The sequence below is a fragment of the Sediminicola luteus genome, assembly GCF_040566555.1.
Taxonomy (GTDB): domain Bacteria; phylum Bacteroidota; class Bacteroidia; order Flavobacteriales; family Flavobacteriaceae; genus Sediminicola.
Genome location: NZ_JBEWYP010000010.1, coordinates 80437 through 93911 on the forward strand (window position 1 = coordinate 80437; position 13475 = coordinate 93911).

Sequence of the window (13475 nt, forward strand, 5' to 3'; positions counted from 1 at the left end):
TCACCACAAAGAAATAGTGCGCTATAATGCAGACTGTTAGGGGTTAAAATTTCAAGGGCACCAATCCCTATTTTTACTACATTAGCCGTTTTTTACAGCTATGAACAAGCCGCGCTTAGCATTAGTTATTGGAATCCTCTGTGTTTCCGTTTTTCCGCTCATGATAAAGATGGAACTGGCCCCCGGTTTGATCTCGGCCTTCTACCGTATGGCCATTGCCCTGGTGCTGATATTGCCCTATGCCTGGTATACCAAACAATTGGGCATGCCCTCCACTAAAATACTGCTGTTGACCGCCCTGAGCGGCATCTTGTTTGGATCGGATGTGGCGGTTTGGAATATTGCTATTCTGGAATCCACTGCTACACAGGCATCACTACTGGCGAACCTTTCCCCGGTGTGGGTGGGCGTTGCCACCTTTTTGTTTTTAACGAACAAACCCACCAAGAATTTCTGGATCGGCACCCTCATTTCCCTTTTAGGGATGGTGGCCCTGGTAGGTTTTGAAGTGTTTGTCTCCCTTTCCTTTGATATCGGCTTTGTCTGTGGAATCTTGTCCGGTGTTTTTTATTCGGCCTACCTCCTGATCAGCAAGGAAGTACTTGCCAAGATCTCCATTGTCACCTTTATGACCTACAGCCTAATGGCCTCCTCAATATTCCTCGGGATCATCAGCTGGGTATGGGACGAGCCTTTTGGCGGATTTTCCACGACGGGCTGGATGATGCTCTCCCTACAGGCAGTGGTATGCCAATTATTGGCCTGGTTGATGGTGAGCTATGCCCTGCAATACATGAGAACTACCCGCGTATCCCTGGCCATGTTGAGTCAGGCTTTATTGACCGCCTTTTTGGCCTGGATCTTTTTGAACGAGACCATTACGCTACAAATGATCTTGGGTGGAATTGTTCTCCTTTTCGGGATCCGCGTAACCTTCTACAATAAGCCTATAACAATAAAAAGGCTCCTTAAAAAGGAGCCTTTGGTATCAAAAGGGGCCATAGACCCCGTAGTATAATTTAAAGCGTTTTGTTCCTAAACTGGTTCCCCATATAGGTCAAAATCTGCCGCTTCGGTGATCTTCACATTGGTGAACTCCCCTATTTTTACGTAGTGTTTTGCAGCATCTATCAGCACCTCATTGTCCACATCCGGAGAATCGAACTCGGTACGACCTACAAAGTAAGGTCCCTCTTTACGGTCGATAATACAACGGAAGGTCTGTCCTACTTTTTCCTGGTTCAGCTCCCAAGAGATCTGGGACTGTAATTCCATAATCTCAGCAGCGCGTTCCAATTTTACATCTTCAGGAACATCGTCCTCCAAGTTGTAGGCATGGGTATTTTCCTCATGGCTATAGGTAAAGCATCCCAACCGTTCAAAACGCATTTCCTCTACCCAACTTTTTAGGGTCTGGAAGTCCTCTTCGGTCTCCCCAGGATATCCCACGATCAAAGTGGTACGGATGGTCATTTCTGGGACGGTAGCCCTAAAATCCTGTAACAATTGGGTCGTTTTGGCCTTAGTGGTCCCACGACGCATACTTTTCAGGATAGGGTCTGCGATATGTTGCAATGGAATGTCCAAGTAGTTGCACACTTTTGGCTCCTGGTTCATCACATCCAATACATCCATTGGGAACCCAGTAGGGAAGGCATAATGCAAACGGATCCATTCGATCCCCTCCACTTTCACCAATTCCTTCAACAGCTCCGCCAAGTTTCTCTTTTTGTAAAGATCCAACCCGTAATAGGTCAAATCCTGAGCGATCAATACCAATTCCTTTACTCCTTTGGCGGCCAGTTTCTCAGCTTCCTGAACAAGGTCTTCAATAGGGGTACTCTTGTGCTTTCCACGCATCAGGGGAATGGCACAAAAGGAACAAGGTCGGTCACAACCTTCGGCTATTTTTAAATAGGCATAATTTTTTGGGGTGGTCGTTAAACGTTCCCCGATCAGCTCATGCTTATAATCGGCTCCAAGGGCCTTCAATAGATTGGGCAGATCACTGGTCCCAAAATATTCGTCCACATTGGGAATCTCTTTCTGTAGGTCTGGCTTATAGCGCTCACTCAAACATCCGGTCACAAAAACCTTATCAACTAGTCCGGCTTCTTTCTTCTGCACATATTCCAAAATGGTGTTTACACTCTCCTCTTTGGCATTGGCGATAAAACCACAGGTGTTGATAACAACAACATTCCCTTCCTCTTCATGTACCACCTCTTTATCGTTGGCACGCAACTGTCCCATAAGTACTTCTGAATCGTACACATTCTTGGAACACCCTAGGGTTACTACGTTGATTTTATTCTTTTTAAGTGTTTTTGTCCGCATGTTTTTTCTAAATAGGGTGCAAAAGTACGATTTGATAAAAGAATGGCATCAAAATAAGACTAATATTAACGTTTCGGGGCATTGCCCCCTTGGTATTACACCTTTATGGATCAATGTTCAAGGCATAAGTACCATTGCTTTTATTGAAACTTTTCTGGCATCTTGCGCACTTTGGTGCCCGCCTCATAGGCGCGACCCAGCTCCAGTAATTTATCCTCTTGGAACTGCTTGGCAATAAAGGTAAGACTGATAGGCTCTCCCGTTTCCTTATAACCCATGGGCACCGTTAAGGCCGGATATTTGGCCACAGCGGCATAGCCCGCATGGTAGTTGTTGATGGACAGGATAGCATCAAGATTTTTAGAATCCAGGGCCGTATCGAAAAAGGCCCTTCCTGTTTTTTCCAACCTGTTTTTTATCTCTTCCAAGCCTTCAGCGGTGGTAGAATCTGCCACAATCCCTTCAAACAGGGCCTGTCCGTAAGGAATCCGCACCAAAGAATCCATATTGTTGAAGGCTATGGCATTCTGGATACTGCCAATTTTTACGGCGTCCTTGTTTCTTACTTGACTGTTCAGATAGGCTGGCAGGTCGTTCTTCATATCAATATTCAAAATACTCAAGAAGCCTTCCATTTTAGCTGTTGGCGGGGTAAAAACGACAATTTCGGCTCCCAGGCTTTTTAGCTTCTCCACGGTATTTTTATAAATCTCGTTCTCCTCTATAAGGTTGGCAAAGGCACCCAGGCGCTTTCCTTTTAGGGAGTTGTTTGCAATCGCATTCATGTAATCGGCAGTAGCCGCAACGGATTTACTATCCGCTGGATCTTGGCCCAACATGGCCGATAATAAAATGGCATTATCAATTACGTTTTTGGTCATAGGACCAGGCGTGTCCAGGGTACTGGAAATAGGAACGATCCCCGAACGGCTCAAAAGTCCAATAGTTGGTTTTAATCCTACGACAGAATTTTGGCTGGAAGGGGATAAAATAGAACCAGAAGTTTCAGTCCCCACTGCCGCTACTGCATAATTGGCAGCAACAGAAGTACCACTCCCGGCACTGGACCCCCCGGTTTCAAATACTTTTCTTCCATAGGGGTTCAAGGTCTGACCCCCAAAGGCACTGTAGCCTACAGGGCAACCCGTGCAAAGGAAATAGGCCCACTCACTTAGGTTGACCTTCCCTAAAATAAGGGCTCCGTTCTTTTTTAATTGTTGTACGATAAAGGCATCACCGGTCTCATTGTCCATCAAAGCAATAGATCCGGCCGTAGTATTCATCCCCTCGGTATTGATATTGTCCTTCAATAATATGGGCATACCATAGATGGGATGGTGTTTTTCGTTTGGATATTTTTTACGGAACTCGTCCATTTTACGGGCTTCCGCAACCACATTCTTGTTCAAGGCCAAGACCGTATTCAACGTAGTGGCATTGTCCAGTTCGTATTTATAAATTCTTTTCAGATAGAAAAGCACCAACTTCTCGTAGCTCAGTTTGCCTTCCTTGATATGTGCTTGCAAGGTGGGGATATCCTGTTCCAGGATCAAAGGTTTCAGACTTTCGTATTCGGTATCGGAAAATTTGGAAACTTCATCATAGAGGGGCAAAAACACCTCATTTTTGTCCAGAACTTTGGATTGGATCAGCTTATAACGCATTCTCTCTATCTCATGATCTGTATTGGCTGCTACTTCGGCGGAATCATTATAGGCTTCCCAAAGCACTACAGGTTCGGGGGTCTTTTCTTGTTTCTGCTTACATGACGTAAATCCCATGGCTACTGCCAAACCCAAAATAAAGAGTCTTCCCATAAGTGCTAATTTTTTATTACTGTATTCCAATTCTTAATATTCTCCTGGTTCATCCGAACGAACTCGTCCTTCCCTTCAATCCCTGCCAAGGCCATGGATTTTTGGGCAGATTTTATGGCCGACTTATAATCGGGCAAAGCTGCCTCCACCAAGGACTTAACCCTATAAAAATAATAGGTATCGCCTCCTAGGGCAATGGCTTTATTCAGATAATCGAGGGCCAAAGGATACTCCATGCCCTGTTCCTGATAATAACGAGCCGCCTCATAATAGGTTTGTGCCGTGGGATTCTCTTGTAGCTGTTTGTTGATTTCACTGAGCATGGCACCATGGGTATCCACTGTCATTGGAATAACAACCTTGGTCTGTTCCCAAATCCAGATCATTTCCACACTGTTATGGGTCATCGCATCAAAAGTGATCAAAAAATTCTCCTGGAAATAAGGGATGCTTTCCGGGATGACGGTCACCCTAAGTGCATCTTCCGCAGGGTCATAGGCCGTTCTGCCGTCGCCCCAGTGGGTGGTATTGGTATGAAACACTATTTCCCATTTGTCCTCCTGTGGAAAAGCATAAAGGGCATAGGTGCCTTTGGCCAAGGAATTGCCAAGTACTTTCATGTCCGTATCCAAGGTGATCTTGGTGGACTCATTGGCCCCAACCCGCCAAATACGGTCATAGGGGACGAGTTGACCAAAAATGGTCCTCCCCCTAACGGCTGGGCGTGAATAGGCAACGGAAATTTTGGAAAGGCCAACCTCTTGCTCCACAAGGGAAAAAGGACTGGCTTTAGGATGTGTGATTTGTGCAGCGCTTGGTAGCGCCAAGAGAATGAGTAGTATGGATACTAGGTACCTCAATTTTTACCTCCAAAAAATGAATCGACGAACTCGTACTTATTAAATATTTGAAGATCTTCGATCCCCTCACCTACCCCGATATACTTTACCGGAACCTTAAACTGATCGGAGATTCCTATGACCACACCACCTTTGGCGGTGCCGTCCAATTTTGTAACGGCCAAAGAGGTTACTTCGGTAGCTTTGGTAAACTGCTTTGCCTGTTCAAAGGCATTCTGACCTGTAGAGCCATCGAGGACAAGCATTACATCATGGGGTGCATCGGCAACCACCTTTTGCATTACCCTTTTCACTTTGGTAAGCTCGTTCATCAGGTTTACCTTATTGTGCAAGCGACCCGCTGTGTCTATAATGACCACATCGGCATCTTGCTTCATGGCAGAACTTAGGGTATCAAAAGCAACGGAAGCAGGATCGCTCCCCATAGCCTGTTTTACGATGGGCACATCAACACGGTCTGCCCATACCTGTAATTGGTCTATCGCTGCTGCACGGAATGTATCCGCGGCACCTAGGACAACCTTATAACCTTGTTTTTTGAATTGATGGGCCAATTTCCCAATAGTGGTAGTCTTACCGGCCCCATTGACACCAACCACCATGATCACATAGGGTTTTTTGTCCTTGGGAACTACAAACTCGGTCTCCTCCCCTACATTGGTTTCGGATAAAAGTCCTGCAATTTCTTCACGGAGGATCACATTGAGTTCATCCGTCCCCAGGTATTTATCACGGGATACCCTGGCCTCTATTCTTTCGATAATTTTAAGGGTAGTATTCACTCCGACATCCGAAGTGACCAATACTTCCTCCAGATTATCCAAAACATCATCATCTACCTTGGTTTTCCCGGCAACTGCTTTTCCCAATTTTGAGAAAAAACTGGTCTTGGACTTCTCTAAACCCTTATCCAGGGTTTCCTTCTTTTCGGAAGAAAATATCTTTTTGAATAAACTCATTTGTTATACTACTTCTATAACCCAAAGATATGAAAATAAAAAAGCTACTTTCGATGGAAAGTAGCTTTAAAATATATTTTGGCAAGTATTATTTCTGTTTTGCCATCCAATCGTTTACCATTTCAGGAACCATTACTGATTCCACAAAAGTATAAGCACCAGTTTTTGGTGACTTTACCATCTTAATGGCTTTGGTTAATCTTTTTGAGCTTGTCTGTAAACTCGCTACGGTCTTCTTTGCCATGACGTATTATTTTATTTCTTTATGAACTGTCATTTTCTTCATGATAGGGTTGAATTTCTTAATTTCCATCCTATCTGGAGTATTCTTCTTGTTCTTGGTAGTGATATACCTAGAAGTTCCAGGCATGCCGGATTCTTTATGCTCCGTGCACTCCAAAATAACTTGGATCCTATTACCTTTCTTTGCCATTGTTATCTTTTTATTTACGGATTACTTAACCAATCCTTTTGCTCTTGCTTCTTTTATAACTGCTGATATCCCCTTTTTATTGATGGATTTCAACGCCTTAGAAGTTACCTTTAGGGTTACCCAACGGTCTTCTTCAGGGATATAAAAACGTTTCTTAGAAAGATTTACATCAAATCTTCTCTTGGTTTTGTTAATGGAAAAAGAGACGTTGTTACCAAACATAGCTTTCTTTCCAGTAATTTCACAAACTTTTGACATTTCGCTACTTTTAGTGTGATTTTAAACAGGATGCAAATTTATATCTTTTTTATGGGAAGGCAAAATTCTTTTTTCAGAATTTTAGAATTTCTTTTTGCAAAAGCTCAAAAGACTTGTTTACGGACTTCTGAACGATGCGTTCCCGATGGTTTCCCATCATGAATTTCTCAGCATAAACACCAGATGGTGAGGCAATTGCAATATACACCGTTCCTACATCAGCGTCAGAATCCCCTTTTGTGGGTCCGGCGTTCCCAGTTGTAGAAATTGCAAAATCTGTATTAAAAAGTTCTTTTACGTTCTGTGCCATGGCCTTTGCGACGGCTTCACTGACCACAGAATCCTCTTTTATGACCTTTTCGGACACCTGGAGCACCTTAATTTTGGCTTCCGTGGCATAACTGACCACACTTCCCTTAAAATAAGCGGAAGCTCCTGGTACAGAAGTAATTCGCTCTGCAATAGCTCCTCCGGTACAACTCTCTGCCGTGGCAAGGGTATATTTCTTTTTGGCCAGTATTTTACCTACTACCTCTTCCAAAGCGCCATTCTGGTCCTCTCCGAAGATGATATCCCCAATGATACCATGAAGTTTTCGGATTTCCTCATCAACGGCCATGCCGATGCCTTCCTTGTCCGTACCCTTGGCGGTCAACCGCAACCTTACCTTGCCAAGGTTGGGCAAATAGGCCAACCTGATGAAGGGCGGCAGTGCGTTCTCCCAATCCTCTATCTTTTCTGCAATGGCACTCTCACCCACTCCGTAAGTGATCAAGGTCCTATGCAGGATAAAAGGTCTATGGAACTCCTCAACGATTCTTGGGATTACCTCGTTCTGTACAAGGCTCTTCATTTCAAAGGGCACTCCGGGAAGGGATACAAATACCTTGCCCCCGTGCTTTATCCACATCCCTGGGGCCGTTCCGTAGGCATTCTTAAGCACGGTAGCCCTGGAAGGCACCAATGCCTGTCTGCGGTTCATATCGGAAATTGGCGTGGAAATATAATTTTTAAAAAGCTCTTCTACATGCTCCAACACCTCTTTGCTCTCCACAAGGGTGTCCCCAAAATACTCACAAAGGGTCAGTTTGGTAATATCGTCCTTGGTAGGCCCTAGCCCACCCGTGATAATAATTACATCTGCCCTGGATTCGGCTTCTTCAAAAGCCTTGAGAATATGGTTGCGCTCATCCTGTACCGAAGTGATCTGATAGACAGAAACCCCTATTTGGTTCAGCTCATGAGCTATAAAAGCAGAATTTGTATCAATAATTTGCCCAATTAGGATTTCATCCCCAATGGTGATGATTTCTGCAAGCATTATAAATTGAAGTCTTTCTTAAGCTCGGATACCACTTGATGGATATCGTTTTTCAATAAGGGAAATAATTTCTCTATAGCATCTCCACTGCCCTCCTTTTTACCCAGAGTTTCTATCTCCAAGGCATTCGCTCGGGTCTGCTCCATTCCTAAAAGGTCTACATTTGGCTTTATCTTATGCGCCAATTGATACACATTGCTGTAATCCTTCTTTTCTATAGCCTGCTCCAACATCTCCAAATCGGTGGGCACTTCATCTAGGAATACAGCTATTACAGAGTTGATGAAATCTTCATCCCCTTCTGCCATTTCATTTAATTTGTCTAAACTGTATATCATTATTTTATTTTTACCGTAAATAACTCTTCGTTTTCAAGCTTACCTGAAAGGTAATCATTTGTTTCAATTTTTCCTACACCGGCAGGGGTTCCCGTAAAAATAATATCCCCCTTTTTAAGCATAAAATACGTAGACACATAGGCGATGATCTCATCTATCTTCCACAGCATCATACTTGTATTCCCTTGCTGTACCAATTCCCCGTTTTTGGAGAGCGAAAAATTTAAATTGTTCAGATCCTTAATATTGGTCTTGGGCAACCATTTCCCCACCACGGCGGCACCATCAAAACCTTTGGCTTTTTCCCAGGGCAAGCCCTTCTCCTTTAGGGCCGATTGCACATCCCTGGCGGTAAAATCTATCCCAAGGCCAACCTCGTCATAATAGGTATGGGCAAACTTTTCTTCGATATGCTTTCCTACCTTCTTGATTTTAACCAATACCTCCACTTCATAATGGACATCTTTGGTAAATTCAGGGATGTAAAAATCCTGCTCTTTGGGAAGTACCGAAGAATCCGGCTTTATAAAAACCACCGGATCCGAAGGCCTTTCATTATTCAATTCCTTGATATGGTCCGCATAATTGCGACCTATACAGATGATTTTCATGCTCTTGATTCAATTTTTGACAATACGGAATCCCATTTTGATCTTAAAATGGGCTTTGGCCAAAATAAGGACAAAGATTTTATTTACCCTAATTTATTATTGAGCTTACTCAGTTTTATTTGGGTGAGCACCTTTTTGGTATACAATGGGAAATCGGCATTCAATATCCAACCAAAATACCCCGGTTCTTTTTCCAGGACATCATGCACCTTTCTACCTTTGTGCTTCCCAAAGGAGAAAATTTCTTCTCCGTCTTCATCCAGTCCGATAAAACCAGCAAAATCTACAAATTGCCTGTGCGTTGAGAATTCGGCCAATTTTTTAATATTGTTTTCCAATTCCGGATAGCGGTCCAATTGTGACAAAAGCACCTCATAGGTTGCATTGGTATCTGCTTCCGCACTATGGGCATCGGTCAGTTCCTTATCACAATAAAACTTATAGGCGGCGGCTAGGGTTCTTTTTTCCATTTTGTGAAATATGGTCTGAACATCCACAGAAACAGTACTCTTCATATCAAAATCGACTTCCGCCCGAAGCATTTCTTCTGCCAGCAAAGGAATATCGAAGCGATCCGAATTAAACCCTCCAAGATCACAATCCTTGATCATACTGTAAATTTCCTTGGACAGCTCCTTAAAAGTAGGCTCATTAGCCACCTTTTCGTCAGAAATACCATGAACGGCAACAACTTCTGCAGGAATTGGCATTTCTGGGTTCACCAACCATGTCTTACTTTCCTTGTTTCCGTTGGGATATATTTTTAAAATAGAAATTTCTACTATTCTGTCCTTTGCCACATTGATTCCTGTTGTTTCCAAGTCGAAAAAACAGATGGGCCTTGTGAGGTTTAATTGCATGCCTTTATATGATTTGTACAAAGATAGTTTTTAGAAATAGAGGATAAAAAGATTACCGTTTTAATTCGACCAATACCAGATTAACCCCTATTTATATCACAGTCGGGTATTGATGATGTTATTGAAGGCGGAGCCGAAAATATAGCTTATCCCAACCCCGAAACCAACTTCAAAATTAGTGGCTATCTGCTTTTGCTGTAGCAACACATCCTCCAAGGATGCAGAGCCGGCCGGCAGGTTGATCTGGTCCTGAATCAATTTTAGATCCCCAGAAAAACGCACCGACAGGCCTTTTAAGATACGGACAGACAAATAACTATCTATTTCCAACCGGTTCTTGGACCATTCATTTAAAAAGGTAGAGGCCGTGACCCGGGTAAACACATTGCCCCATGGCTGCCTAAAACGTAGGCCTACATCTATGGAATGGCTAAAAATAGACTCCTTGTCCTTTCCAAAGATGGTGGTCTCCATATAATCATTGTAGATAAATCCGATTTTATAGGCAAAAACTATTTCCCGTCTCAAAACCTCCCGATATGGAAATATGTTGTACTCAATGGCGGGACGGAAGTCCGTTGAGATGTTCAGGTTGGTATACGTATTATGAACCGCGCCCCCAAAGATACCCGCAGACCAATGATCCGACAGACTGCGCACAATACTACCCCTTGCGGAGTAGCGCTCGCGCTCGCTGGTGAACTCCTCTCCATCATTTTTAAACCTACTGCTGAACCGGCTCATTTCCATATCGCCACGGATACGCCATTTTTCGGTCACCCGATCGCTTTCGAAACCAAGTTCGTACCTAAACTGGTTCCTACTGGCCTCACTACTGACGTCCACTTCGCCACGAACCTCAAAAATCCAATTGTTCCATGGGTCATCAAAATTTATGTCTTGACGATCCTTCATCCCTTCTACGGAGATATTGTATTCAATTTTATCGGCAACATCAGACTGTATTACATATTTTAACAACCCCGTTTTTATTTGCTGCAACAAACCTTTTCGCACCTCATCCGAGGACATGTTTGCCGTAGAATCAAAGGAAAGTCCATTCGTAGTACCTTCAAAACTACCGGCTCCGGTAAATTCTAATTTATAGGTGCGTCCCCCGCTCCCATTTGCAATGTCGTAAATAAACAATTTCACATTTGCCAGACCTTGGTCCCGTACATGGCTGACAAAATCGATCTCCTGCTGAATGTACCTTTTCTCGCAATTGCAGTCGAGGAACATTTTTATGGATTCGTTTTGAGAAAAAAGGGTAATTGGCAGTAGAACAATTGAAAAAAGGCAGAGCCATTTCTTCATCGGAAGAGGAAAAATCATGAAAGTAATACTATTTTATTTATACGCTAAAGATAGGGTTTGACGCCCCTTTAAACGAAGAAGACAAGCGAAATGCCCCCTAAAACTTTGTTAAATTATTCCAATAACCCCTTCCACGTAAGAATTATAGCTGTCCAAATCCTTGCTTTTATAAAAAGTATTGGAAACAAAAAATGCCCCAGTAAACTGGGGCATTTTATTATATATTAACAACAATTACTATACTTCCCTATTCACATCCCAGGCCTCCAAATAATCGGCAACGGCCTTGACGAACATACCTCCCAAGGCTCCGTTTACCACCCTGTGGTCATAACTATGGGAAAGGTACATCTTACTCCTGATACCTATTAAATCCCCTTCTGGAGTTTCAATAACCGAAGGAATTTTGCGAATTGCTCCCAAGGCCATGATCCCTACCTGTGGTTGATTGATAATTGGCGTTCCAAATACACTGCCGAACGTCCCCACATTGGTTACGGTATATGTGCCTTCCTTGATCTCGTCTGGCTTTAAAGCATTGTTCCTGGCTCTATTGGCCAAATCATTTACCGCTTTCGCCATCCCCACCAAATTCAATTGGTCGGCATTTTTTATCACCGGAACAATAAGGTTCCCATCTGGCAAGGCAGCTGCCATTCCCAAATTGATGTTTTTCTTTTTAATAACATTGTCCCCATCCAAAGAAATATTCATCATTGGATACTTCTTCAATGCCGTGGCAATAGCTTCCATAAAGATAGGAGTAAACGTAAGTTTCTCTCCTTCCCTCTTTTCAAAAGCATTCTTCATTTTATTTCTCCAGTTCACCACATTGGTAACGTCTACCTCCACAAAACTCTGCACATGGGCCGAAGTAGAAATACTCGCGGTCATATACTGCGCAATAAGTTTCCCCATACGGGACATTGGGATGACCTCATCGCCACTGCCAACATGTACTGGGGCGGCTTTTGGTTTCTCCTCGGCCATTTTGGCCGCAACTGGTTGTTCTTGTTTGGTAGCTGTAGGCTGTGGAGCCGAAACAGGGGCTTGTTTGCCCGATGCCCTATTCTCTACATATTCCAAAATATCATTTTTGGTGACCCTATTGTCCTTCCCGGTACCATTTATGGTATCCAGTTCGGAAACAGAAATCCCCTCTTGCTTAGCTATGTTTTTTACCAAAGGGGAATAAAATTTATCGGACTCATCAAAAGCCATTGCAGGAGAGGCCGTAGTTTCCTTTGCCCCTACCATTTGGTCTTCCAATTCTTCCACCACTTGTTGCGGTACTTCTTCCTCCTTGCTTGCTGCGGAGCCATCCTCATCATCATCCGGGCCGTCCCCAGCGATCTCTATGATGGCGACAGTCTGTCCCACCTTGATCACATCATCTATATTAAACAATTTCTCTACCAAAACACCATCCACTTCACTAGGAACCTCGGAATCTACCTTATCGGTAGCTATCTCAAAAACGGCTTCATCCATTTCAATGGTATCACCAACTTCCTTTAACCATGAGGTCAGGGTTGCCTCTGCAACACTTTCGCCCATCTGCGGCAATTTTAATTCGAATCTTGACATATTGATACTTTGTATGCTTATTTGGTTTAATAATTTGCAAAAATACTAAAAAAAAGACCTTACAATTATATTAATCCTATTTTTTAGTTTGTTTCTTAGGACGATTTTAACGAATTCTCAAAAGGGATGCGGTTTATAATACTTCTCCCCAAGGTGACCTCATCTGCATATTCCAATTCATCGCCTACAGCGATACCTCGGGCAATAGTAGATGTTTTTACCTCTGTCCCTTCCAACTGTTTGTAAATATAAAAATTGGTTGTATCGCCTTCCATAGTAGAACTCAGCGCAAAGATCAGCTCCTTTATGATGCCCTCCTTTACTTTGGTCAATAAAGATGAAATGGTCAGATTCTGTGGTCCTATCCCCTCCATTGGAGAGATCTTCCCCCCCAAAACATGGTAGAGTCCCTTATACTGTCCTGTATTCTCTATGGCCATGACATCCCTGATATCCTCTACCACACAGACCAGGCTTTCATCCCTTTTTGGATTGGCACAAATCTCGCACAAAACCACATCGGAAATGTTATGACAGTTGGAACAAAACTTAATATCATTCCTTACACGTTGCAGGGCAGAGGTGAGTCTTAAGGTCTGTTCACTGGGCTGCTTTAACATATGTAACACAAGGCGTAATGCAGTCCGTTTACCAATACCTGGCAATTGTGACATTTCATAAACTGCATTTTCCAAAAGTTTAGAAGAAAATTCCATAGGACAAAATTACGATTTTAGATTTATGTTTTATCTTTTTGTACTTTGCGATGCAAATTTA

The 13475-nt window shown here is 43.2% G+C and carries 15 protein-coding genes; 1 reads left to right on the forward strand and 14 read right to left on the reverse strand.

From position 1 onward, the window contains the following. Window positions 1–100: 100 nt before the first annotated feature. Window positions 101–1018, forward strand: a complete 918-nt coding sequence (locus ABXZ32_RS14710; protein ID WP_354619447.1) for a DMT family transporter — start codon at window positions 101–103, stop codon at window positions 1016–1018. A gap of 17 nt (window positions 1019–1035) precedes the next feature. On the opposite strand, the gene rimO is transcribed toward ABXZ32_RS14710, so the two are convergent. The 14 genes from rimO to recR form a co-directional block, all read right to left on the reverse strand. Then, window positions 1036–2337, reverse strand: coding sequence for a 30S ribosomal protein S12 methylthiotransferase RimO (gene rimO, locus ABXZ32_RS14715; RefSeq protein ID WP_062053101.1), 1302 nt, complete (start codon window positions 2335–2337; stop codon window positions 1036–1038). 140 nt (window positions 2338–2477) lie between these two features. Further along, on the reverse strand, window positions 2478–4154 hold the full coding sequence (locus tag ABXZ32_RS14720; RefSeq protein WP_354619448.1) for an amidase family protein: 1677 nt from the start codon (window positions 4152–4154) through the stop codon (window positions 2478–2480). 5 nt (window positions 4155–4159) lie between these two features. Continuing rightward, the gene (locus ABXZ32_RS14725; protein WP_354619449.1) at window positions 4160–5014 is read right to left on the reverse strand and encodes a DUF2911 domain-containing protein; all 855 of its coding nucleotides are present in this window, start codon (window positions 5012–5014) and stop codon (window positions 4160–4162) included. Then, a complete protein-coding gene (gene ftsY, locus ABXZ32_RS14730; RefSeq protein ID WP_354619450.1) occupies window positions 5011–5973 on the reverse strand; it encodes a signal recognition particle-docking protein FtsY in 963 nt (320 codons plus the stop codon). Before ftsY ends, ABXZ32_RS14725 begins: the two co-directional genes overlap by 4 nt. 88 nt (window positions 5974–6061) lie before the next feature. Then, window positions 6062–6217, reverse strand: coding sequence for a DUF4295 domain-containing protein (locus ABXZ32_RS14735; protein WP_082591049.1), 156 nt, complete (start codon window positions 6215–6217; stop codon window positions 6062–6064). 6 nt (window positions 6218–6223) lie between these two features. Beyond that, window positions 6224–6406, reverse strand: coding sequence for a 50S ribosomal protein L33 (gene rpmG / locus ABXZ32_RS14740; protein ID WP_062053091.1), 183 nt, complete (start codon window positions 6404–6406; stop codon window positions 6224–6226). 21 nt (window positions 6407–6427) lie between these two features. After that, window positions 6428–6664: a 50S ribosomal protein L28 gene (gene rpmB, locus ABXZ32_RS14745; RefSeq protein ID WP_062053089.1), complete on the reverse strand. Its 237-nt coding sequence runs from the start codon at window positions 6662–6664 to the stop codon at window positions 6428–6430. 73 nt (window positions 6665–6737) lie between these two features. Beyond that, entirely contained in the window at window positions 6738–7985 is a 1248-nt protein-coding gene (locus ABXZ32_RS14750) for a competence/damage-inducible protein A (protein WP_354619451.1), read from the reverse strand. Beyond that, window positions 7985–8323 carry an Hpt domain-containing protein gene (locus ABXZ32_RS14755; protein ID WP_354619452.1) on the reverse strand — a complete coding sequence of 113 codons (339 nt, stop codon included), beginning with the start codon at window positions 8321–8323 and terminating at the stop codon, window positions 7985–7987. The genes ABXZ32_RS14750 and ABXZ32_RS14755 overlap by 1 nt, the downstream gene beginning before the upstream one ends. Further along, the gene (locus ABXZ32_RS14760) at window positions 8323–8934 is read right to left on the reverse strand and encodes a fumarylacetoacetate hydrolase family protein (protein ID WP_354619453.1); all 612 of its coding nucleotides are present in this window, start codon (window positions 8932–8934) and stop codon (window positions 8323–8325) included. Before ABXZ32_RS14760 ends, ABXZ32_RS14755 begins: the two co-directional genes overlap by 1 nt. A gap of 83 nt (window positions 8935–9017) precedes the next feature. Next, the gene (locus ABXZ32_RS14765) at window positions 9018–9794 is read right to left on the reverse strand and encodes an exonuclease domain-containing protein (protein WP_354619489.1); all 777 of its coding nucleotides are present in this window, start codon (window positions 9792–9794) and stop codon (window positions 9018–9020) included. A gap of 96 nt (window positions 9795–9890) precedes the next feature. Beyond that, window positions 9891–11036 (reverse strand): hypothetical protein, encoded by a 1146-nt coding sequence (locus ABXZ32_RS14770; RefSeq protein WP_354619454.1) that lies wholly within the window; start codon window positions 11034–11036, stop codon window positions 9891–9893. A 312-nt stretch (window positions 11037–11348) separates the two neighbouring features. Further along, on the reverse strand, window positions 11349–12698 hold the full coding sequence (locus tag ABXZ32_RS14775) for a dihydrolipoamide acetyltransferase family protein (protein WP_354619455.1): 1350 nt from the start codon (window positions 12696–12698) through the stop codon (window positions 11349–11351). 95 nt (window positions 12699–12793) lie between these two features. After that, on the reverse strand, window positions 12794–13414 hold the full coding sequence (recR, locus tag ABXZ32_RS14780; RefSeq protein ID WP_354619456.1) for a recombination mediator RecR: 621 nt from the start codon (window positions 13412–13414) through the stop codon (window positions 12794–12796). Between the last annotated feature and the right edge of the window lie 61 nt (window positions 13415–13475).